20 protein-coding genes are annotated in these 20699 nt (G+C 61.8%); 14 read left to right on the forward strand and 6 right to left on the reverse strand.

What is annotated here, in order from left to right; all coding sequences use genetic code 11:
• Positions 1–180 precede the first annotated feature (180 nt).
• Positions 181–930 carry a DUF599 domain-containing protein gene (locus FS777_RS20145; protein ID WP_145257318.1) on the forward strand — a complete coding sequence of 250 codons (750 nt, stop codon included), beginning with the start codon at positions 181–183 and terminating at the stop codon, positions 928–930.
• 66 nt (positions 931–996) lie between these two features.
• Here FS777_RS20145 and FS777_RS20150 read toward each other — a convergent pair whose 3' ends face one another.
• The gene (locus FS777_RS20150; RefSeq protein WP_058602669.1) at positions 997–1272 is read right to left on the reverse strand and encodes a hypothetical protein; all 276 of its coding nucleotides are present in this window, start codon (positions 1270–1272) and stop codon (positions 997–999) included.
• A 433-nt stretch (positions 1273–1705) separates the two neighbouring features.
• On the opposite strand from FS777_RS20150, the gene htpG reads away from it, so the two are divergent.
• The 3 genes from htpG to FS777_RS20165 all read left to right on the forward strand — a co-directional run bounded on the left by htpG (position 1706) and on the right by FS777_RS20165 (position 5514).
• Complete coding sequence (htpG, locus tag FS777_RS20155; protein ID WP_145257321.1) at positions 1706–3610, forward strand: molecular chaperone HtpG; 1905 nt, start codon at positions 1706–1708, stop codon at positions 3608–3610.
• A 65-nt stretch (positions 3611–3675) separates the two neighbouring features.
• On the forward strand, positions 3676–4401 hold the full coding sequence (locus tag FS777_RS20160; RefSeq protein ID WP_058639740.1) for a dienelactone hydrolase family protein: 726 nt from the start codon (positions 3676–3678) through the stop codon (positions 4399–4401).
• A 108-nt stretch (positions 4402–4509) separates the two neighbouring features.
• Positions 4510–5514 carry an amidohydrolase family protein gene (locus FS777_RS20165; protein ID WP_058639739.1) on the forward strand — a complete coding sequence of 335 codons (1005 nt, stop codon included), beginning with the start codon at positions 4510–4512 and terminating at the stop codon, positions 5512–5514.
• A 94-nt stretch (positions 5515–5608) separates the two neighbouring features.
• On the opposite strand, the gene fabB is transcribed toward FS777_RS20165, so the two are convergent.
• From fabB to FS777_RS20190, 5 genes are all read right to left on the reverse strand, one after another.
• Entirely contained in the window at positions 5609–6829 is a 1221-nt protein-coding gene (gene fabB / locus FS777_RS20170; protein ID WP_058639738.1) for a beta-ketoacyl-ACP synthase I, read from the reverse strand.
• Positions 6830–6840: 11 nt separating this feature from the next.
• A complete protein-coding gene (gene fabA / locus FS777_RS20175) occupies positions 6841–7356 on the reverse strand; it encodes a 3-hydroxyacyl-[acyl-carrier-protein] dehydratase FabA (protein ID WP_023533607.1) in 516 nt (171 codons plus the stop codon).
• Between the two features lie 207 nt (positions 7357–7563).
• Positions 7564–9495, reverse strand: a complete 1932-nt coding sequence (locus FS777_RS20180; protein ID WP_145257324.1) for an ATP-binding protein — start codon at positions 9493–9495, stop codon at positions 7564–7566.
• Positions 9492–10382 (reverse strand): hypothetical protein, encoded by an 891-nt coding sequence (locus FS777_RS20185; protein ID WP_058639736.1) that lies wholly within the window; start codon positions 10380–10382, stop codon positions 9492–9494. Before FS777_RS20185 ends, FS777_RS20180 begins: the two co-directional genes overlap by 4 nt.
• Complete coding sequence (locus FS777_RS20190; RefSeq protein WP_058639735.1) at positions 10382–12496, reverse strand: TonB-dependent siderophore receptor; 2115 nt, start codon at positions 12494–12496, stop codon at positions 10382–10384. The genes FS777_RS20185 and FS777_RS20190 overlap by 1 nt, the downstream gene beginning before the upstream one ends.
• 201 nt (positions 12497–12697) lie before the next feature.
• Here FS777_RS20190 and FS777_RS20195 point away from each other — a divergent pair, with 201 nt between their 5' ends.
• From FS777_RS20195 to kdpA, 10 genes are all read left to right on the forward strand, one after another.
• A complete protein-coding gene (locus tag FS777_RS20195) occupies positions 12698–13723 on the forward strand; it encodes an NAD(P)H-dependent glycerol-3-phosphate dehydrogenase (RefSeq protein WP_058602677.1) in 1026 nt (341 codons plus the stop codon).
• Positions 13724–13759: 36 nt separating this feature from the next.
• Positions 13760–14107 (forward strand): DUF4389 domain-containing protein, encoded by a 348-nt coding sequence (locus FS777_RS20200; RefSeq protein ID WP_058602678.1) that lies wholly within the window; start codon positions 13760–13762, stop codon positions 14105–14107.
• Complete coding sequence (gene sixA, locus FS777_RS20205; RefSeq protein WP_078478820.1) at positions 14104–14562, forward strand: phosphohistidine phosphatase SixA; 459 nt, start codon at positions 14104–14106, stop codon at positions 14560–14562. Before FS777_RS20200 ends, sixA begins: the two co-directional genes overlap by 4 nt.
• A gap of 132 nt (positions 14563–14694) precedes the next feature.
• Positions 14695–15069 (forward strand): hypothetical protein, encoded by a 375-nt coding sequence (locus FS777_RS20210; RefSeq protein WP_145257327.1) that lies wholly within the window; start codon positions 14695–14697, stop codon positions 15067–15069.
• A gap of 91 nt (positions 15070–15160) precedes the next feature.
• The gene (locus FS777_RS20215) at positions 15161–15949 is read left to right on the forward strand and encodes an alpha/beta fold hydrolase (RefSeq protein ID WP_058639962.1); all 789 of its coding nucleotides are present in this window, start codon (positions 15161–15163) and stop codon (positions 15947–15949) included.
• Positions 15946–16800, forward strand: a complete 855-nt coding sequence (locus tag FS777_RS20220) for an alpha/beta hydrolase (protein ID WP_145257330.1) — start codon at positions 15946–15948, stop codon at positions 16798–16800. Before FS777_RS20215 ends, FS777_RS20220 begins: the two co-directional genes overlap by 4 nt.
• 109 nt (positions 16801–16909) lie before the next feature.
• Positions 16910–17704 (forward strand): DUF4892 domain-containing protein, encoded by a 795-nt coding sequence (locus FS777_RS20225; RefSeq protein ID WP_058602682.1) that lies wholly within the window; start codon positions 16910–16912, stop codon positions 17702–17704.
• Between the two features lie 11 nt (positions 17705–17715).
• Entirely contained in the window at positions 17716–18765 is a 1050-nt protein-coding gene (locus FS777_RS20230; RefSeq protein ID WP_078479437.1) for an AI-2E family transporter, read from the forward strand.
• 134 nt (positions 18766–18899) lie between these two features.
• The gene (gene kdpF, locus FS777_RS20235) at positions 18900–18989 is read left to right on the forward strand and encodes a K(+)-transporting ATPase subunit F (RefSeq protein ID WP_058639621.1); all 90 of its coding nucleotides are present in this window, start codon (positions 18900–18902) and stop codon (positions 18987–18989) included.
• Between the two features lie 10 nt (positions 18990–18999).
• On the forward strand, positions 19000–20694 hold the full coding sequence (kdpA, locus tag FS777_RS20240; RefSeq protein ID WP_145257333.1) for a potassium-transporting ATPase subunit KdpA: 1695 nt from the start codon (positions 19000–19002) through the stop codon (positions 20692–20694).
• Positions 20695–20699: the final 5 nt, after the last annotated feature.

Below are 20699 nucleotides of genomic sequence, written 5' to 3' on the forward strand. Positions count from 1 at the left end.
CTTGGCACTGCAAGCCCCGCATTCGCAAGGATGCGGGGCTTTTGTTCATATGCACCTTGGCAAACGTCGCAAGCGAGCCGCCTTGGAAATTATTCGCCGGAGTTCGCGTGCCTTTTGCGGCTTGCCAGCGTCGAAAGACGGTCTTTATGCTTTCGGCACATGGCACCTACGGATCTCTGCATGAACTTCATCCTGAGCAACCTCAATAACCTCATAGCGGCATGCTGGTTCGTGCTGTGCTGGGGCGGCTATACGCGCTATGCCATCTGGAAGGGGCGGGACACCGCATGCTTGGCCAGCGTGTTGCATTTATACCGTGAAGACTGGATGCGCAGGATGCTGCTGCGTGACAACCGCATTGCCGATGCCAGCGTCATCGGCAACCTGGAACGCAACGCCTCCTTTTTCGCCCCCAGCACCCTGATCATCCTGGCGGGTATCTTGACTGTGCTGGGGGCTTCCGACCGCGCGCTGTCGTTGCTGGCGGATTTACCGCTGGTGCAGCAGGCATCCCAGGGCATGTCGGAGATCAAGTTGCTGTGCCTGGCCACGGTGTTCGTGTATGCCTTCTTCACGTTCAGCTGGTGCATGCGTCAATACAACTTCGCTGCCGTACTGGTGGGCTCGGCGCCCATGATCGGCGAGCGTCAGGTAAGCGAACTAGAGCGCAAGGCCTTTGCCTTGAGGGCGGCCAGGGTGCTGTCATTGGCGGCCAACCAATTCAACTTCGGGCTGCGCGCTTATTACTTCGGCATGGCCATGTTGAGCTGGTTTATCAACCCCTGGTTGTTCATGGCGGTAAGTGTAGGGGTTGTGCTGATCCTTTATCGCCGCGAGTTCCATTCAGACGTGCTTGACGTCATGGTGTTCACCCCCACCGAAAGTTCGACAGGCGAGTTGCACGCCCCACAGTCCACGTTGCCTAACTGAAACGATTAGTCCACGAATGACAGGCATAAAAAAACCCGACAATGTCGGGTTTTTTGTTCGGTTCGATTACTGCTTGGCAGGATCGGCCGGCGTAGTGGTGGTCGCTGGCGTGGCTGGGGCAGCCTCTTCGGCAGCCTTGCGATTGGCTTCGGCCTGGTCTTGGGCAGCTTCGGCGTTTTCCTTGGCGGCTTCGTTCATCTTGTCCTGTGCGTCACCCATCTTCTCCTGGGCTTCTTCACGGTGTTCTTGTGCGTCCTGGGCTTTGTCTTCGCTCGCTTTATCGCAAGCAGCCAGGCCCATGGCAGCAGCCAGCATCAGAGCAAAAGCAAATGGTTTACGCATGAGGGTGTCTCTCCTTGGTGGAATAAGTTGACTTGATGCTTCGAGTCGGGCCCTGCTGGATTAGTTCCACCGTCATTACGCAGATATTAAATATCTTGAAACTGAACTTCCGGCCATGGCGATTGTTTCGCACTAAGGCGGGTTAACGGCCGCGGGCAACTGCAACTCCGCCAGTATGGCAGTGCACGGCAGGTACGCACATGCACGTCTTTTCGTTGCGTCAGTATCGGCACCCGTCTGAACCTGGAAACGATACACCGCCTGCGGCAAGCAGGGCGGCCAAGCAGCTCGCCACGACCTGCTCGGATTTGAAGATCGAATCGGGCAAGCCCTTGAAATCAATTCGGCAGCCCCCATCTGCATGACATCCGCCGCCAACGCAGCCATCCATGCCGCTTGGCGACCACTGTCATCTGATCGGAGTTTGAAGAACATGAGCGTGGAGACTCAAAAAGAAACGCTGGGCTTCCAGACCGAGGTGAAGCAACTGCTGCACCTCATGATCCATTCCTTGTACTCGAACAAGGAGATCTTCCTGCGCGAACTGATCTCCAACGCCTCCGACGCCTCCGATAAGCTGCGTTTCGAGGCGCTGGCAAAGCCCGAACTGCTCGAAGGCGATGCGGACCTGAAGATTCGCCTGAGCTTCGACAAGGAGGCCGGTACGGTCACCCTCGAGGACAACGGCATCGGCATGAGCCGCGACGACGTCATCGCTCACCTGGGTACCATTGCCAAATCCGGCACTGCCGACTTCATGAAGAACCTCACCGGCGATCAGAAGAAAGACTCGCACCTGATCGGTCAGTTTGGCGTGGGCTTCTACTCGGCATTCATCGTGGCTGATCAGGTCGATGTCTACAGCCGTCGCGCGGGCCAGCCCGCCAGCGAAGGCGTGCACTGGTCGTCCAAGGGCGAGGGCGAGTTTGAAGTCGCGACCATCGACAAGCCTGAGCGCGGTACCCGCATTGTTCTGCACCTGAAAAAGGACGAGCTGGAATTCGCCGATGGCTGGCGCCTGCGCAACGTGGTCAAGAAGTACTCCGATCACATTGCCCTGCCAATTCAGTTGCCCAAGGAACAGACAGCAGCCGAAGGCGAAGAGCAGCCAGCCCAAGAGTGGGAAACCGTCAACCGTGCAAGCGCCCTGTGGACCCGTCCGCGTACCGAGATCAAGGACGAGGAATATCAGGAGTTCTACAAGCACATCGGCCATGACTTCGAAAACCCGTTGGCCTGGAGCCATAACAAGGTCGAAGGCAAGCTTGAATACAACTCGCTGCTGTACGTGCCTGCCCGCGCCCCGTTCGACCTGTACCAGCGTGAAGCGCCGCGTGGCTTGAAGCTGTACGTTCAGCGCGTGTTCATCATGGATCAGGCCGAGTCGTTCCTGCCGCTTTACCTGCGCTTCATCAAGGGTGTGGTGGATTCCAACGACTTGTCGCTGAACGTGTCGCGGGAAATCCTGCAGAAAGACCCGATCATCGATTCGATGAAGACCGCGTTGACCAAGCGCGTGCTGGACATGCTCGAAAAAGTGTCCAAGAACGAGCCAGAGCAGTACAAGAGCTTCTGGAAGAACTTCGGTCAGGTGTTGAAAGAGGGCCCGGCCGAAGACTTTGCCAACAAGGAAAAGATCGCTGGCCTGTTGCGCTTCGCGTCTACCCACGACGAAAGCGGCGAGCAGAGCGTGTCGCTGGCCGACTACCTGGCCCGCGCCAAGGAAGGGCAGGACAAGATCTACTACCTCACCGGCGAGTCCTACGCGCAGGTCAAGAACAGCCCGCACCTCGAAGTCTTCCGCAAGAAAGGCATCGAAGTGTTGCTGCTGACCGACCGCATCGACGAGTGGCTGATGAGCTACCTGAACGAATTCGACGGCAAGGCGTTCGTGGATGTGGCCCGTGGCGATCTGGACCTAGGCAAACTGGATACCGAAGAAGACAAAAAGGCCCAGGAAGAAGTCGCCAAGGATAAGGAAGGCCTGGTAGAGCGCCTGAAAAGCGCATTGGGCGAAAACGTCGCCGAGGTCCGCGTCTCCCATCGCCTGACGGATTCGCCAGCCATTCTGGCCATCGGCGAACAGGACCTGGGGCTGCAGATGCGCCAGATTCTGGAAGCCAGCGGCCAGAAAGTGCCCGATTCCAAGCCCATCTTCGAGTTCAACCCGACCCACCCGCTGATCGAGAAGCTCGATCACGAACAAAGCGAGGACCGCTTCGCCGAGCTGTCGCACATTCTGTTCGACCAGGCCGCGCTGGCAGCCGGTGACAGTCTGAAAGATCCCGCAGCCTACGTCCGGCGCCTGAACAAGCTGTTGGTCGAGTTGTCTGCTTGAATTGACGTATGGCTAAAGCCCGCTTCGGCGGGCTTTTTTCATGGTGCAGCCTTAAGGAGTACAGCATGAGCAAGGTAGTCGTCGAATCCCTGGTCCATCACCTGTCCGGCAAGACCTTCGAGAGCCGTTTGGCCTATGAGCCCGGCGCCTTGGGTCGGCCTGGCCTGGTGATGGCGCCCAACTGGATGGGCGTGACCGAAGGGGCCGAGCGCATCGCCAAGGAAGTGGCAGCGCAAGGTTATGTGGTGCTGCTCGTCGATCTCTATGGTCAGACCGTTCGCCCGGCGAATGCCGATGAGGCGGGCGCTGCAATGATGCCGCTCAAAGAAGACCGCGCCGAGTTGCGCAGGCGCATGGAAGGCGCCCTTGCCCAGTTGCTGGGCCAGTCCAAGGCGCCGCTGAGCCCCGGCAAGGTGGCGACCTTCGGGTTCTGCTTCGGGGGATGCTGTGCGCTCGAACTGGCGCGCGCGGGGGCTGATCTGCGAGCAGCGATCTCCTTCCATGGCACACTGGACACGCCTGATCCTGAGGATGCCAAACGCATCAAGGGCTCGGTCCTGGTGCTGCATGGCGCATCCGACCCCTTGGTGCCCCAAGAGCAGCTCCCGGCGTTCGAAAATGAAATGAACGCCGCCAAAGTCGATTGGCAACTGGTGAGCTATGGCGGTGCGGTGCATTCGTTCACTGACCCGGATGCCAACGTGCCTGGCAAGACGCAGTACGACCGGCGCACCTCCGAGCGGGCCTTCCGCGCAATGCACAACCTGCTGGCCGAGGTATTCCAGCGCTAGCGCGCACGTGACCGGAGCGATTGCCAGCGCTGCGTTGATGGCAGGGCTGGCGAACCGCACGCTGCCCTTGCAGGTCTAGTAGGTTTGCCCCTTACAAGGAAGCCAACCATGATCGCCAGAGCACTGGCCTGCGTAGCGTTGACCGCCTGGCTTGGCCCAGGTGCCGAGGCCCGTGAATACCGCTACAGCGATGCGCACCTGCATTACGTGGATTTCTTCCAGGAATCCGAAGGTATGCCGGCGCTGCTCAGGGCCATGGACGCTGCAGGCATCGATCAGTCGATGATCTCCGGCATCCCCGTTGCCAAGAAATGGCATGAAGACGAGCCCAAGCGCCCCCGCTATTACGCCGGCGACGATGCCGACGCCTATTGGTACAGTGCCACCGATACTTACGTGGCAGCGGCGCTGCAGCAGTTGTCGGGCGAACAGCGCAAGCGATTTCACCCCTTCCTGACCGGCTTCAATCCAGTCGACAAGAATGCCGTGAGCCATATCGAGCGCATGCTCGACCTTTATCCAGGCCTCTGGCAGGGTATCGGCGAGGTATTCACACGTCACGATGACCTGACGGCGTTGACCAGCGGTGAAACCCCGCGTGCCAACAACGAAGCCATGACGCGGGTCTATCACCTGGCCGCCGAGCGCGACCTGCCGGTGCTGTTGCATTCCAATATCACCTCCAAGCGCGAGCGTAACCCTTTGTACCTGGCCGAGATCGAAGAGCCCCTGCGCAATCATCCGCATACGCGCTTCATCTGGGCACACGCTGGCAGCAGCATGGAAATTCACCGGCACCAGACACAGATGGATTTTCTGCTGCCCGTGCTGACGCGATTGCTCGAAGATTACCCGAACCTGTATGTGGACCTGTCGTGGAGTGTGCTCAAGCCCTACCTGCTCGATGAGCAAGGCGTCCCACGCGAACCCTGGCTGGCGCTGGTAAAGCGGTATCCGACGCGGTTCATGCTGGGCTCGGATGTGGTCGGCCGCTTCGATAGCCTGGGGAAGGAGATGGACAGTTTCAGGTCATTTCTGGATGCCTTGCCCGAGGACGTGGCCAGGCGCGTGGCCAAGGACAACTTCCTGGCTGTACTGCCCAAGGGGAAATGACACAGGTCCCGTCGTGCCCCATGGGATCTTTTTTACAACGTAAATGAAAACGCCCCGAACCAGTCGGGGCGTTTTCTATTGGCGCGTCAGCGAATCACTTGCCTTCCCAGCGCTTGAGCACCAGGGTGGCGTTGGTGCCGCCGAAACCGAAGCTGTTGCTCATGACCGTATCGATCTTGGCATTTTCTTCGGTCTTGCGCAGGATTGGCAAGTCAGCGACCGCCGGGTCCAGTTCGTCGATGTTGGCCGAGCCGGCGATGAAGTTGTTCTCCATCATCAGCAGGCAGTAGATCGCCTCGTGTACACCGGCAGCCCCCAGGGAGTGACCGGACAAGCTCTTGGTCGAGCTGATCTTCGGTGCATTTTCGCCGAACACTTCACGAACGCCCTTCATTTCGGCAACGTCGCCCACTGGGGTAGAGGTGCCGTGGGTGTTCAGGTAGTCGATCGGGGTATCGACGGTCGACAGCGCCTGCTGCATGCAGCGGATGGCGCCTTCGCCGCTTGGGGCGACCATGTCATAGCCGTCGGAGGTGGCGCCATAGCCGACGATCTCGGCGTAAATCTTGGCGCCACGGGCCAGCGCATGTTCCAGCTCTTCGACCACCACCATGCCACCGCCACCGGCGATGACGAAGCCATCGCGGTCTGCGTCATAGGCACGCGAGGCCAGTTCCGGGGTTTCGTTGCGCTTGGTCGACAGGGCGCCCATGGCATCGAACAGGAACGACTGGCTCCAGTGCTCTTCTTCACCGCCGCCGGCGAACACGATGTCCTGCTTTCCCCACTGGATCTGCTCCAGTGCAGTACCAATGCAGTGGGCCGATGTAGCGCAGGCAGAAGAGATCGAGTAGTTGATGCCCTTGATCTTGAACGGCGTCGCCAGGCACGCCGAAACAGTGCTGCCCATGGTGCGAGTTACCCGGTAGGGGCCTACACGTTTGACGCCTTTTTCGCGCAGGGTATCCAGCGCTTCCATCTGGTTCAGGGTCGATGCACCACCGGAGCCGGCAACCAGGCCGGTACGCGGGCTGGAGACCTGCTCTTCGGTCAGGCCGGAGTCCTTGATGGCGTCCTGCATCGCCAGATAGGCGTAGGCAGCCGCATGCCCGACGAAACGGAAGACCTTGCGGTCGATCAGTTCCTCGAGATTGAGGTCGATGGAGCCGGAAACCTGGCTACGCAGCCCCATTTCCTTGTATTCCGGGTTGTAACGAATACCCGGACGGCTGTTGCGCAGGTTTTCGGTGACGGTAGCTTTGTCATTGCCCAGGCACGACACGATGCCCAGACCAGTGATAACGACGCGGCGCATGCGAATAACCCTTAGAAGTTGTCAGTGGAGGTGAACACGCCGACCCGCAGGCCTTCGGCGGTGTAGATCTCGCGGCCATCGACACTGACCGAACCATCGGCGATGGCCATGTTCAGCTTGCCTTTGAGCACGCGCTTGATGTGAATGTTGTAGGTGACGTTCTTGGCGGTGGGCAGCACCTGACCGAAGAACTTCACTTCACCGGAACCCAGTGCACGACCGCGGCCCGGCAGGCCTTGCCAGCCCAGGAAAAAGCCGACCAGCTGCCACATGGCATCGAGGCCCAGGCACCCTGGCATCACGGGGTCGCCTTCGAAATGGCAGGCAAAAAACCAAAGATCAGGATTGATGTCCAGCTCGGCGACCAATTCACCTTTGCCGTACTTGCCGCCTTCTTCACTGATGTGGGTGATGCGATCGACCATCAGCATGTTCGGCGCGGGCAGTTGCGCATTACCTGGGCCGAACAGCTCACCGCGACTGCAGCGCAGCAGGTCTTCCCGAGTAAAGGCGTGTTGTTTGGTCATGCGAGCTCCTCAATAACCCCCTGCGGCAGGGGATGAATCTTCCCGGCCGGCCCGTCACGCATCGCGAGCGGGTCGGCAGCCTACAGGTAGACTATTGCGTTGTAGTGAAAGTCACAGCGCACCTGTCGAAAGAAGTACAGGTGTGCACTGAAATGTCTATTTTCAGGTCCGAAAGGAGTCCTGTCCAGTGTTTAAGACTGCCGCACTTTAGCATTTATCGCCAGTCGCGGTTGCCTGTTCTGGCAGCCAGCGCGCCAGCACCTGCTGCAATTCACTGCGGCGCAGGGGTTTGCTCAGGTAGTCATCCATCCCTGCGGCAATACACCGTTCGCGGTCACCCTGCAACGCATTGGCGGTCAGGGCGATGATCGGTACGTGCGCGCCGTTTGTCAGCAGGCGCAATTGACGCGTGGCCTCGTAACCGTCCATGTAGGGCAGGCCACAGTCCATGAAAACGGCGGCGAAATGCTGCAGCCTGACCTGCTCCACGGCCTGCTGACCGTCATCGGCCGTGCTCACCTCAACGCCCAGGCTGCGCAACATGGCCTCGGTGACGTTCTGGTTGACGGCATTGTCTTCGACCAGCAATACCCTGGTGGGTTCGGTCCAGGCAAGCTGGCCGGGCGGCGCAACGTGGCGGGCCCGGCGCGTCAATGCTGGCAATGCCAGGGGCATCTCCAGCGTAAAGGTCGAGCCATGGCCTTCGAGGCTCTGGCCATGCAGGTGCCCACCCATGCGTTCGGCCAGGGTGCGCGCGATGGACAGGCCCAAGCCGGTGCCGCCGTAGCGACGGGAAATCGAGCTGTCGGCCTGCTGGAACGCGACGAACATCATCTCCAGGCGATCGTTGTCGATGCCGATCCCCGTGTCCTGCACGCTGCATGTCAGCCAGATGCGCTGCTCATCCATCACCTGCCAACGGGCCTCGACCCGCACCTGTCCCTGTTCGGTGAACTTCAGGGCATTACCGATCAGGTTCAGGAGAATCTGCCGGATCCGGGTAGGGTCGCCGTTCACCTGCAACTGGGCGGTGTTCTCGGCCAGGCTCAAGTCCAGCGTCAGCCCTTGTTGCTGCGCTGCATGCTGGAATGACTGGACGCAGTGGGTGATGAGCTCGCCGAGGTTGAAGTCGATGTGCTCGAGCTGCAAGGCCGCCCGTTCAATCCGCGAGAAATCGAGGATGTCATTGATGACCCGCAGCAGATGCCCCGTCGACTCGCTCGCCACTGCGGTGTAGTCGGCCTGCTCGCTGCTCATCGAGGTGGTTTCGAGCAATTGCAGCATGCCCAGTACACCGTTGAGCGGTGTGCGCAGCTCGTGGCTCATCATGGCCAGGAAATCGGACTTGGCGCGGTTGGCCTGCTCGGCCTCTTCGCGAGCCTGGATCAGCTCGGCAATGGCTGTCTTCTGCTCGGTACTGGCCTGCTCCAGCGCACGGGCCAGATTATTGATGTGCCGGGCCAGATGCCCCAGCTCGCTGTCGTCCACCACCGGAACGGGCGTATCGTAGTGACCCTGCTGGATGGCCTTGACGGCATGGCCCATGTCGCTGATGGGTTTGGCCAGGCTCAGGGCCAGGCGGCGAGCCAGCAGGAAGGTGAACAGCAGTGCGAACAACGCCAGCACGGCGGCCTTGATCACGATCTCCTGCTGACGCTGACTGAACGCATCGTCCGACATGCCGACGATGACCCGCCCCAGGTAGTCATCGCCAATAGCCGGGGCAGCCGCCAGGCCTTCCTGGAGGAAATCGCTTTCGAGTCGAATCTGTTGCAGACGAATCGGCGCCTGAAACACCTCCACCTGCTGGGCGCGGTTGGTGCTTTCGTCAGACTGCTCGACGTACACCAAAATATGGTTGCGGCTGTCCTGCACCTCCAGAAACCGCACGTGGGGAATGCTCAGGGTGGCGCGCATCAGGCCTTCGAGCACTTCATTGTTGCCTGAGATGACCCCGTATTCGGACGCGGGCGCAAGCTGGTTGGCAATCAATTGGCCGGTGTGGTTGAGCTCCTGACGCAAATCCTGGATGCGCACGAACGTGAAGAAGCTGATCAAAAGCAGCGTCAGCAGCAGCGCCGGGCCTAGGCTAATGATCTGTGTGCGCGTATGAATGTCCCAGTTCAGGCCCTTGGTCATGGGGTGCGCTCTCCAGCAGCCAGGGCTTGGGCAGCGGCGTCGGGATCAATGGGCTCCAGGCCCAGCGCCCGTGCCACCTGCTGATTGCCGCTGACCCCGAAATGAGCTGGGTAGAGGCTGCGGGGCCAGCGCGCAGGCGATTGCCCGAGCAGGCTGTCGAGCACGCTCAGCCAATCTTGCTGGTCGCTAAAGGTGCTGGCCAGCGCGCCGGCACGGACGAATCCGGCATTGGGGCCGATCAGGGCCATTTGACGGCCGTAACTGCTGAGCAACAGGTTTTTCGCTGTCTTGGAATTGTACAGGTCCGAATCATCGAGCCCGAGCAGCACGTCACTGCTGCCCAGAAGGTATTGCAAGGGGCGGCTGTCACGCGGGTCGGGCCAAGCCTGTGCCACGATCTCCAGGCCAAGCGGTTGCGCGGCACGGCGCAGCTCATCCAGCAGAAACCCACTGTGCTCACCGTACAGCACCCCGATGCGCCTGGCTTGCGGCAACAGGTAGCGGGTCAAGCGCAGTTGCCGATCCAGCGGCGGGTCGCTCCACAGCAAGGTGAGAAACCCGGGGCGTGACTTTCCCAGGCGCTGTTCCACCTGCACCCGGCTGACCCTCATGGCCAGTGCCGGTGGCCCGGCGGTTTGCGACAGGCGCCATTGCAGTGCCTCATCGTCCAGCAACACCAAGCGCAGGTCCAGGTCAAGCCGGCCCGGCGCAGGCAGCTCGCTGGCAGCCTGGAAATGCACGTGGTCATTGGGGCGTCGACTTTCCAGGGCAGCGATGAAGCTGCGGATGCCCGGCTGGTCCTGGGCGCCGACCAGCAGGATTTCGCTAGCGGACAACTGTCCCAATGGCCACAGCCATAGCACCAACAGGCGCAGCAACCGAACCATCAGAACTCCAGCTCCGCGCTCAGGCTCAGCCGATGCCGGCTGTCGTAGCGGTTCTGCACGGCCGTGGTGGGCTCATCATCCAGGCGTTGCTGCCACAGGGCTGCCAGTTCCAGGTTGCTCTCGTACACGCGCCAACGCTTGGCTACGCGCAGGTCCAGGCGTTCGTAGCGGTACTGATTGAGGGCATCGTCTCCATAATAGAAAGCACCACTGGACCAGCCGTGGCCCCAGTCCCTCATCCAGCCGACTGAGCCGCTGTTGCTGGCGCTGAGGTTGCGGTCGGCAGGATTGCTGGCCCAGGCGTCGACATGGGCGAAGGTCAACCGCAGCCGGTCGCGCAGGGTAGGGCGCCAATCGAATTGGGCCTCGCTGCCGCTGAAGCGCGCGCGGTTCGCATTGCTGGCGATGTACTGGTTGTTCTTGAGCGGCTCGCTGATCATGCCGGTGATCTCATCAAAGAACACCTTCAGGTCCATGCTCAGGTCCAGATCGCTGAAGTAGCCGTTGTAGCCCAGCTCACGCGAGCGCATGTGCTCCTGCTCCAGGTCACCAGGGCCGCGGGTCTTGACGAAGTATTCGCCATGCTGCTGGCCAAAGGCGTAGGGCATCAGGTTCTTGACGGTGTAGCTCCAGTTGACGTTGTTTTCGAACATGTCAGGCGAACGTACCGCCTCGGAATAGACGGCGCGCAGGCCATGGCGCGGAGTGATCAGGTAATTGATCGCCAACCGTGGGGTAAGCGAGCTGCCAGAGAGCCGCGAATCCTCGAACATGGCGCCGCCCTGCACGATCCAGTGCTCGTCGGCTCGCCACTCCAGTTGCCCGAAAAGCCGCCAGGTCTGATCGTCCACGCTGCCATTGAAGTAGGTCTGCGAGTCGGCACGATCATAGCGATAGTTCATGCCGCTGAGCAGGCGCAGACTGTCGGTCAGGCTGTAGGTGTCCTGGATTTCCAGGTCATAGCGGGTTTCACGCGTGCTCTGGTCGACATCGCCGCACACCACGTCACTGCCGCCCTGGTTGTTCCACTGCTCCTTGATCGCATCGACCAGGGCCTGCTCCTGAGGGTTGCTGCTAGGGGGCGGATTGTTCGCGCCGCGGGCTACCCGTTCGGCGTAATTGGGGTTCATTTGCCAGAGGCGGGTGAGTTCAGGGCTGAAGGACAACGCCGCGTCGCAGGCCCGCCACACTTGCTGGCGGTCGAAGTGCTGCGCCGAACCCTGGACGTACAGGCTGTGTTCAGCGGCAAAGTCGATGTTCCAGCGCACCGAGCCTGCATAGTCCATGGACTTGACGTCGGCATCCTTGCCGCGCTGGGTCACGAACGGGAACACTGGCTGGTAGGTATAGGGCCGCTGGTTGGTGCCTTCTTTGGCGGCCAGTTGCCAGTCCAGTGTCTGGTCCTGCGCCAGGGCATGGCTGGCGCTCAGGTTCAAACGTGTGGCGCGGCGGCTGTCACGGTAGTGCTGGCCGAACTGGTCATGGTCGAACCCATCATCCTGCAGGCCCGAGATGGACAGACGCATATCGCCGTTGTCCCAGCCAAAGCCCTGGCTGGCATAGAAGTCGTCGATGCCGTTTTGCCCGCGCGTGACTTTCAGGCGCGTGCCGTGGCTGTCGGCAGGATTGCGGGTGAGGATGTTCACCACGGCCATCAGGGCATTGGCGCCATAGCTGACCGTGTTCGGCCCTCTGAACACCTCGATTCGGTCGATGTCTTCCAGCGCCAGCGGGATATCGCTCCAGTCTACCGTCGCCAGCCCGGCCCGATACACCGAGCGGCCGTCGATCAGCACCTGCATGCGGCGCGCTTCGTTGACGTTGCTGCCGTGGTAATTGACGGTCGGTTGATTGCCAGCCAAATAGCCCACCATCATCCCTGGCACGAGCCTGAGCAGCTCGGGGATGTCACGCGCGCCGCTGGCCCGGATCAAGGCGCCGTCGAGCACGGTCATGCTCCCTGGCACCGCAGCCGGGGATTGTTTGAGGCGTGTTGCAGTCAAAACCTGTGGCAGGTCGCTGTTGTCGATGAACAAGTCATCTGCCAGCGCAGGTGCACCGAGCAGGGCGGTCAACAGCAACAGCCGCGGGTAGGGAGGCGAGCCAGGGAGCACGGAGCGGCCTTGTATCGTGGGTAAGCCGGCATGGTAAATGAACTTTGCCGTTTTGCCAGTGATCTGCGGCGGTATTGATGCTGGCCGATCAGTGGGCATGCACCTGGCCTGGGCGAGCAATGCCCGACCGGCCTTGGCGCAGGGCAGGTGACCCGTATAATGCGCCGGTCGCCATTTATTTTAGGTGTTAACGGATTGGATATGACTGATCAGCAACCTGTTGCAGTTCTGGGCGGCGGCAGCTTCGGCACGGCCGTGGCAAACCTGCTGGCACAGAACGGTGTGCCCGTGCGCCAATGGATGCGCGACCCGGCACAGGCCCAGGCGATGCGTGAGCATCGCGAGAACCCGCGCTACCTCAAGGGCATTGGGCTGCACGAGGGGGTAGAGCCGGTCAATGACCTGCTGGCCACGCTCCAGGCGTGCGACCTGATTTTCGTGGCCTTGCCCTCCAGTGCCTTGCGTAGCGTATTGGCGCCACATGCCGACCTGCTGCGTGGCAAAGGACTGGTCAGCCTCACCAAAGGGATCGAGGCCCAGACGTTCAAGCTGATGAGCCAGATCGTCGAGGAGATCGCCCCGCAGGCGCGCATAGGTGTGCTCTCCGGGCCCAACCTTGCCCGGGAAATTGCCGAGCACGCCCTGACTGCCACTGTGGTGGCCAGCGAAGACGAGCGCCTGTGCCAACAGGTGCAGGCTGTGCTGCATGGCAGGACCTTCCGCGTGTATGCCAGCAGTGACCGTTTTGGCGTGGAACTCGGTGGCGCCCTGAAGAACGTCTACGCCATCATCGCTGGCATGGCCGTGGCGCTGGGCATGGGCGAGAACACCAAGAGCATGCTGATCACCCGCGCACTGGCCGAGATGACCCGCTTTGCAGTCAGTCAGGGCGCCAACCCCATGACCTTCCTGGGCCTGGCCGGCGTGGGCGACCTGATCGTCACCTGCTCCTCACCCAAGAGTCGTAACTACCAGGTGGGCTACGCGCTCGGCCAAGGGCTGAGCCTGGATGAGGCGGTGAGTCGGCTGGGGGAAGTGGCAGAGGGCGTCAACACCCTCAAGGTACTCAAGGCCAAGGCCCAGCAGGCGCAGGTGTACATGCCCCTGGTCGCCGGCCTGCATGCCATCCTGTTCGAAGGCCGCACGTTGAATCAGGTGATCGAGCACCTGATGAGCGCCGAGCCGAAGACCGATGTCGATTTCATTTCCACCAGCGGCTTCAACTGAACCCTGATAACCCTGGCAAACGGCAAGGAGCGACACATGAACGATACCCCTGAACATGCCCAGCGCGAGTCCCTGATCCTGCGCGTGGTCTGGATGCTGGTTTTCCTGGTGGTCTGGCAATTGGCCGAGTTGCTGCTGGCCGGTCTGGTAGTAGTCCAGTTGATCTATCGACTGATCTACGGTGCGCCCAGCGCCAGCGTGATGGACGTTGGCGATAGCCTGAGCCAGTACCTGGCTCAGATCGGACGTTTCGGCACCTTCCATACCGATCAGAAGCCCTGGCCGTTTGCCGATTGGCCAGCACCACGCCCGGCGGACGGCGAGGCGCCCCATGTGGCGCGCGCGCCTGCGCCTGCTGAACCTGACCGAGAGCCCAAGCTGTGAACCTGTGGGTGTTGCGCCACGGTGAAGCCGAGCCGCGAGCCACCCGCGATGCCGAGCGGCGCTTGACCGCGCGCGGTCACGAGCAGGTTCTGCACAGCGCTGCACACCTGGCAGGCAAGCCACTGCAGGCGATCATTGCCAGCCCTTATGTTCGGGCGCAGCAGAGCGCTGCGTTGGTCCATGAGGCATTGGGGTTTAGCGAGCCGGTACGCACGGTGCCGTGGCTGATGCCCGAGAGCGATGTGCAACACACGATCGGCCAGATTGAACGCCTTGGTCTGGATCACGTGCTGCTGGTCAGCCACCAGCCGTTGGTCGGCCACCTAGTCGGGTTGCTCGAGCACGGTCACCTGCAGCGGCCGGCCGCCATGGGCACGGCAAGCCTAGCGGAGCTAGAAGGGGATTGGCCCTTGGCGGGATTGATGTCGCTGCGCGCCTTGCACATGTCCTGCTGATTGCCTGCGCTGGCTACGTCATACAGGTTTGCAATGGAGGCAACTGGCATTTTTGTTAGTTGTTTCAATCGATTGCGACTTGCTAGCTTAGTCACAAAGAACAGGCATAAGGTTGGGTCGATGACGGGCGAAATGTTGAAATTGTTGTGCTCGCTGAACCTGCAAACCACCACGGAGAAGGTCGAGCAAGGCATCGCCCTGGACCACGCCCAGCACAGCTTGCTGCGGGAGGCCGCCGACGCCAAGTTCTACCACCTGCTGCGCAAGATCGAGGCGAACACGGCGCTTGAGGAAGGTCGACGCCAGCAGGCCGAGCAGGAACTGCTTGCCTTGCAGCTAGCCTGCACCCGCGTTGCCCACCTGATACAAACCAGCTGCCTGGCGCTGCGCAGATTGGATCTTGACGCTGAAGACCAGCGTCTGGCGCGCGAGGCGCTGGAAAGCCAGCAAGCCTTCATCAAGGCGTGTCTGCGCCGCTCGCTGGGTAGCTTTGATCGATCGGCCTGACCTGATCGCCCTTGCCGATGACCTTTCCGAACGTTGCCTGGGGCTTGGTGGACAACCACAATGGGCCACTCTCTGCGCCCGGAAGCCCACCATGCCGCAACCGATATTCTTTGCCCATGCCAATGGGTTTCCGTCGGCAACCTACGGCAAGTTGTTCGCCGCCCTGGCGCCGGACTACTCTGTGCAGAGCTTGCCCCAGCACGGCCACGATCCGCGCTTTCCGGTAGACGCCAACTGGCAGAGCCTGGTGGACGAGCTGTTGTACCACCTTGAGCAGCAGCCAGGCCCCGTATGGGGTGTGGGACATTCGTTAGGGGGTGTTCTGCATTTGCATGCCGCCCTGCGGCGACCTGAGCTCTACCGGGGCGTGGTCATGCTCGACTCGCCCGTGCTGACCCGCGCAGACCAGTGGCTGCTGCGCGCTGCCAAGCACCTGGGCTTGATCGACCGCATTACCCCGGCCGGCCGGACGCTAGGTCGGCGCGCCGAATTCGAAGATCGGCTCAGTGCCCGTTCCTATTTCGCCAGCCGATCACTGTTCCGCCACTTCGACCCCGACTGCCTGGATGCCTACGTCGAGCATGGCCTGCACGAGCATCAGCACGCGCTGTGCCTGCGCTTCGATCCTGCTATCGAAATCAGCATCTATCGCAACGTACCCCACCTGAGCCCTGCGCCTGTTCAGCAGTTGCACCTGCCGCTGGCCATGGTCCGTGGTCAGGCCAGTACCGTGGTGCGTCGTCATCATGCCTTGGCGGTGCGGGGCATGCCGAAGGGGGAATATCACAGCGTTCCGGGTGGCCACATGTTCCCGCTTGAGCACCCGGAAGATACCGCCAGCCTGATCAAGGGCCTGTTCGATCGGTGGGGTCAGGCATGAATATCCAGGTCGAAGACATACGCTTGAACCTTGGCCATATCGAGCTGGCCGGCCACGTGTTCGGCCCCGAGGACGGCCTGCCGGTGATCGCATTGCACGGCTGGCTGGACAACGCCAACAGCTTCGCGCGCCTGGCGCCCCGCCTTCGGGGCCTGCGCATCGTGGCCTTGGACATGGCCGGTCATGGCCATTCGCAACATCGTCCGCCGGGTGCCGGCTACGCGCTGGCCGACTACGCCTACGACATCGTGCGCGCAGCCGAGCAACTTGACTGGGAGCGCTTCGCCCTGCTGGGGCATTCACTGGGCGCTATCATCAGCGTGCAACTGGCCGCCGCATTGCCCGAGCGTGTCAGCCACCTGGCGCTCATCGATGGCCTCATCCCGCCTACCGGTGAGGAGCAGGATGCTGCCGAGCAGCTGGGGATGGCGCTGCGCGCCCAGATGCGCCTCGATACCAAGCGCAAGTCGGTGTACAGCACCCAGGACCAAGGCGTGGAGGCACGCATGAAGGGCATGGTCGCGGTGAGCCGCGAAGCGGCCGAGCTGCTGGCCCAGCGTGGGCTGATGCCCGTGGCCGGTGGCTACAGCTGGCGCAGCGACAGTCGCCTGACCTTGCCCTCGCCGATGCGCCTGACGCAAGCCCAGGCGATGGCCTACGTGCGGCACGTCAAGTGCCCCGGCTGCCTGGTGGTGGCAGCGCAGGGTATGCTGGCGCGTCGCGAGGGGTTGCTTGAGCAGCTACCCTTTGAACAGGTGACCTTGCCCGGTGGCCATCACCTGCACCTGAACGATGAGCAGGGCGCAACGCTTGTAGCAGACTGTTTCAATCGCTTCTTTGGCTTTGCTTGACTTGCACCGGACAAGTGTCGAGGCTTGGCGGGTTGATCAGGGAGACAACCATGCAATTGCCAGACATGTACATGCTTCACCTTGACGCCGAGCGCCGCGTGGGCCGCCTATGAATGCGCCTGCCGCCTTGCGTTGCCTGTTGGCCGTCAGCGCGCTGCTTGCCAGCACCACGCTCTGGGCCGGCAGCCTGCCAGTGCCAGTGGACGCCAAGGTTGTCGATCAGCGCCCGGCTGTGGAGCAGGAGCGCGTCTATCCATTGGGGCCACTGCGCAAGATTAGCGGCCGCCTGCGGGTGGAGGATAAAGTAGAGAGCCGTGGCCAGGTCAGTTCCACCACCTATGAGCTGCCGGTTGAGCGCTCCGCGCGGGAGGCTTTCACGCGCGCGCGCGAGGCCTTGCAGCAAGACGGCGGGTATCCGTTGTTCTGGTGCCAGGGCCGCGACTGTGGCGAGGCTAGCCTGTGGGCCAACGATGTCTTTGCCAATGCTCGGCTCAATGGTGGCGATGAGCGCCAGGCGTTCATCCTGCTGCGCCGCTCTGCCGAGCAGGCCGATACGTTGGTCGCACTCTACAGCGTGACCCGTGGTAATCGCCGGGCCTACCTGCATGTGGAGGAGTTCGTCGCCGCCAGCCCGTTGGGTGAACTGCTGCCTACTGCTGCAACCGTGCTGCGTGAAATGCGTGACACCGGCAAGCTCGATTATCCTGATCTGAGCGAGCCGCAGCCGGCTTGGGCAACCCTGCTTGCACGCAGCCTCAATCTGGACAGCACCTTGCGCGCCACCCTGAGCGGTGCCCAGGCCGAGGCCTGGCGTGAAGCACTGATAAAGGCCGGTGTACGCAGCGCTCGCCTGGAGCTCGGCGATTCGCCGACCGATGGCCTGCACCTCGAACTGATCCGTTGACGGGCAAGACCATGGTTGACAATGATCGCCTGCTGATCCAGATCCTTTTGCTGGCATTGCTAGGCGCCGGCCTATGGGTCATGGCCCCCTTCATTTCGGCGCTGCTGTGGGGCGCCATCCTCGCATTCGCCAGCTGGCCCTTGATGCGGTTCCTGACCCGCGTGCTGGGTGGGCGCGAAACCCTTGCCGCCGGATTGTTGACCAGCGCCTGGATCCTCATCGTGGCGCTGCCCTTGGTCTGGCTGGGCTTCAACCTGGCCGACCACATTCGTGATGCGACCTTGTTCGTGCGTGATGTGCAGGTCGATGGCCTGCCGGATGCGCCTTTGTGGCTGGTCGACATCCCGTTGGTAGGCGAACGCATGGCCAGCTGGTGGTCGTCGCTGGACCAGCAGGGCGCCGCGCTGCTGGCATCGGTCAAACCCTACTTGGGGCAGGTGGGCAACTGGCTCCTGGCCCGCAGCGCGCAGATCGGAAGTGGCGTGCTGGAACTCACCCTGAGCCTGGTCTTCGTGTTCTTCTTCTACCGCGACGGGCCGCGGCTCTCGGCGTTCGTGCTTCGGCTGCTGCACCGGCTGACCGGCGAGCGCGCCGAGTATTACCTGAACCTGGTGGCCGGCACGGTACAACGGGTGGTCAATGGCGTGATCGGTACGGCGGCGGCGCAAGCCCTGCTCGCGTTGATCGGCTTTCTCATCGCAGGCGTGCCGGGTGCCATCGTGCTTGGTTTGATCACCTTCATGCTCAGCCTGATCCCCATGGGCCCGCCGCTGGCCTGGCTGCCGGTGACCGGCTGGCTGATCTGGAAGGGTGACTACGGCATGGCGATCTTCATGGGTATCTGGGGCACCTTCGTGATCAGTGGCGTGGACAACGTGCTCAAGCCCTACCTGATCAGCCGTGGCGGCGACTTACCGCTCGTGATCGTGTTGCTCGGCGTGTTCGGCGGCCTGATTGCCTTCGGCTTCATCGGCCTGTTCATCGGCCCGACGTTACTGGCCATCGGCTACAGCCTGCTGCTGGACTGGAGTCGCAACGTGCAGCCTACCCCGACTGCCTAGGCCTGCCGCCTGGTCGAGCATGTTTCTTTACGTGTTCTTTATGCCAGGCCTGCCCCCACGATCTCGAGCCTTTACGCTGGCCTGACCGAAAATCCCCATAAAGCGGCCGCAGCCGCATCAACGGGGATTGATTCATGAACTTGCTCGAAGGGTTGTCACTGCTGATCGCGGTGGCCATGGCGGTGTACCTGCTGACGGCGCTACTACGCGCCGATCGCAGCTAAGGGGGCGCCAATGCACGCCTACGATATCGCCTTGCTGATGGCCTTCTTCGCCATTGTCCTGCTACCGGCCCCTTGGCTGGGAAGGTTCTACTTCAATGTCATGGAAGGCCGGCGCACCTGGCTTACGCCATTACTGGGACCGATCGAAAATGCCTGCTATCGGGTGGCCGGGGTCTGCCCATCGCAGCAGCAGGGCTGGCGCCACTATGCCCTGGCGCTTTTGATCTTCAATTTGGTTGGGTTCCTGCTGCTGTTTGGCGCGCTGTTGGCCCAAGGCCTTCTGCCATTGAATCCGCAGCGCTTACCCGGCCTTGAGTGGTCGCTGGCCTTCAATACCGCGGTCAGCTTCGTGACCAACACCAACTGGCAGGCCTACAGTGGCGAGGCCTCCATCAGCTACCTGAACCAGATGCTCGGCCTGACCGTGCAGAACTTCATCAGTGCGGCCACGGGCCTGGCCGTGCTGGTAGCCTTGTGCCGTGGTATCGCCCGTCGCAGCAGTGCGGCCTTGGGTAATTTCTGGGTGGACATGACCCGGGCCACGCTTTATGGGCTGTTACCCCTGTCCCTGCTACTGGCGCTGCTGTTGGTGTGGCAGGGCGTGCCCCAGACCTTCGGCGACTATGCCCATGCCCTGACATTGCAAGGGGCCGAGCAGCTGATCCCGCTCGGCCCGGCAGCCAGCCAGATTGCGATCAAGCAACTGGGTACCAACGGCGGTGGCTTCTTCGGCGTCAACTCGGCGCATCCGTTTGAAAACCCGACAGCGTGGAGCAACCTGTTCGAGGTGTCGGCGATCATCCTGATTCCCGTGGCGCTGGTGTTCATGTTCGGCCATTACGTGAAAGACCTGCGCCAGAGCCGCGCCATTGTGGCCTGCATGCTTGCATTGTTTCTGGTCGGCGGCGCATCGGCTTTGTGGTCCGAACACCAGCCCAACCCGGCGCTGCACGTCAGCGAGGTGGAGCAGGCAGCCCCTCTGGAAGGCAAGGAAAGTCGCTTCGGTACCACGGGTTCGGTGTTGTGGACAGTCACTACCACGGCAGCCTCCAACGGTTCGGTCAATGCCATGCACGACAGCCTCAACCCACTGACAGGCATGGTGGCCATGGTCAACATGATGGTCGGCGAAGTCATCTTCGGCGGCGTCGGGGCAGGCCTGTACGGCATGTTGCTGTTCGTGCTGATCGCAGTGTTCCTGTGCGGGCTGATGATCGGCCGCACGCCGGAGTACCTGGGCAAGAAGCTTCAAGCCCGCGAGGTACAGCTGCTGGTGGCGACGTTGCTGGTGATGCCGGTCGGCGTGCTGGTACTGGCCGCCGTCGCTGCCAGCCTGCCAGGGCCGGCCACAGCGGTGAGCAACCCTGGCGCCCATGGCTTCAGTCAGTTGCTTTATGCCTATACCTCCGGGGCCGCCAATAACGGGTCGGCCTTCGCAGGCTTTGGCGCCAACACGGTGTTTCACAACCTCATGATCGGTCTGGCGATGCTGATCGGCCGTTTCGGTTACATCCTGCCTGTCCTGGCGCTGGCTGGGAGCCTGGCAGCCAAGCCACAGGCACCTCAAGGCCCCAACAGCTTTCCCACCCAAGGGCCACTGTTCACCCTCCTGCTGCTGCTGACCATCCTGCTGGTAGGCGGGCTGACCTTCCTGCCGACCTTGGCCTTGGGGCCGATTGCCGACCATTTGAGCCAGGCCTATTGAGAGAT

It is taken from the genome of Pseudomonas sp. DE0157 (genome assembly GCF_007678615.1).
GTDB classification, from domain to species: domain Bacteria; phylum Pseudomonadota; class Gammaproteobacteria; order Pseudomonadales; family Pseudomonadaceae; genus Aquipseudomonas; species Aquipseudomonas parafulva_B.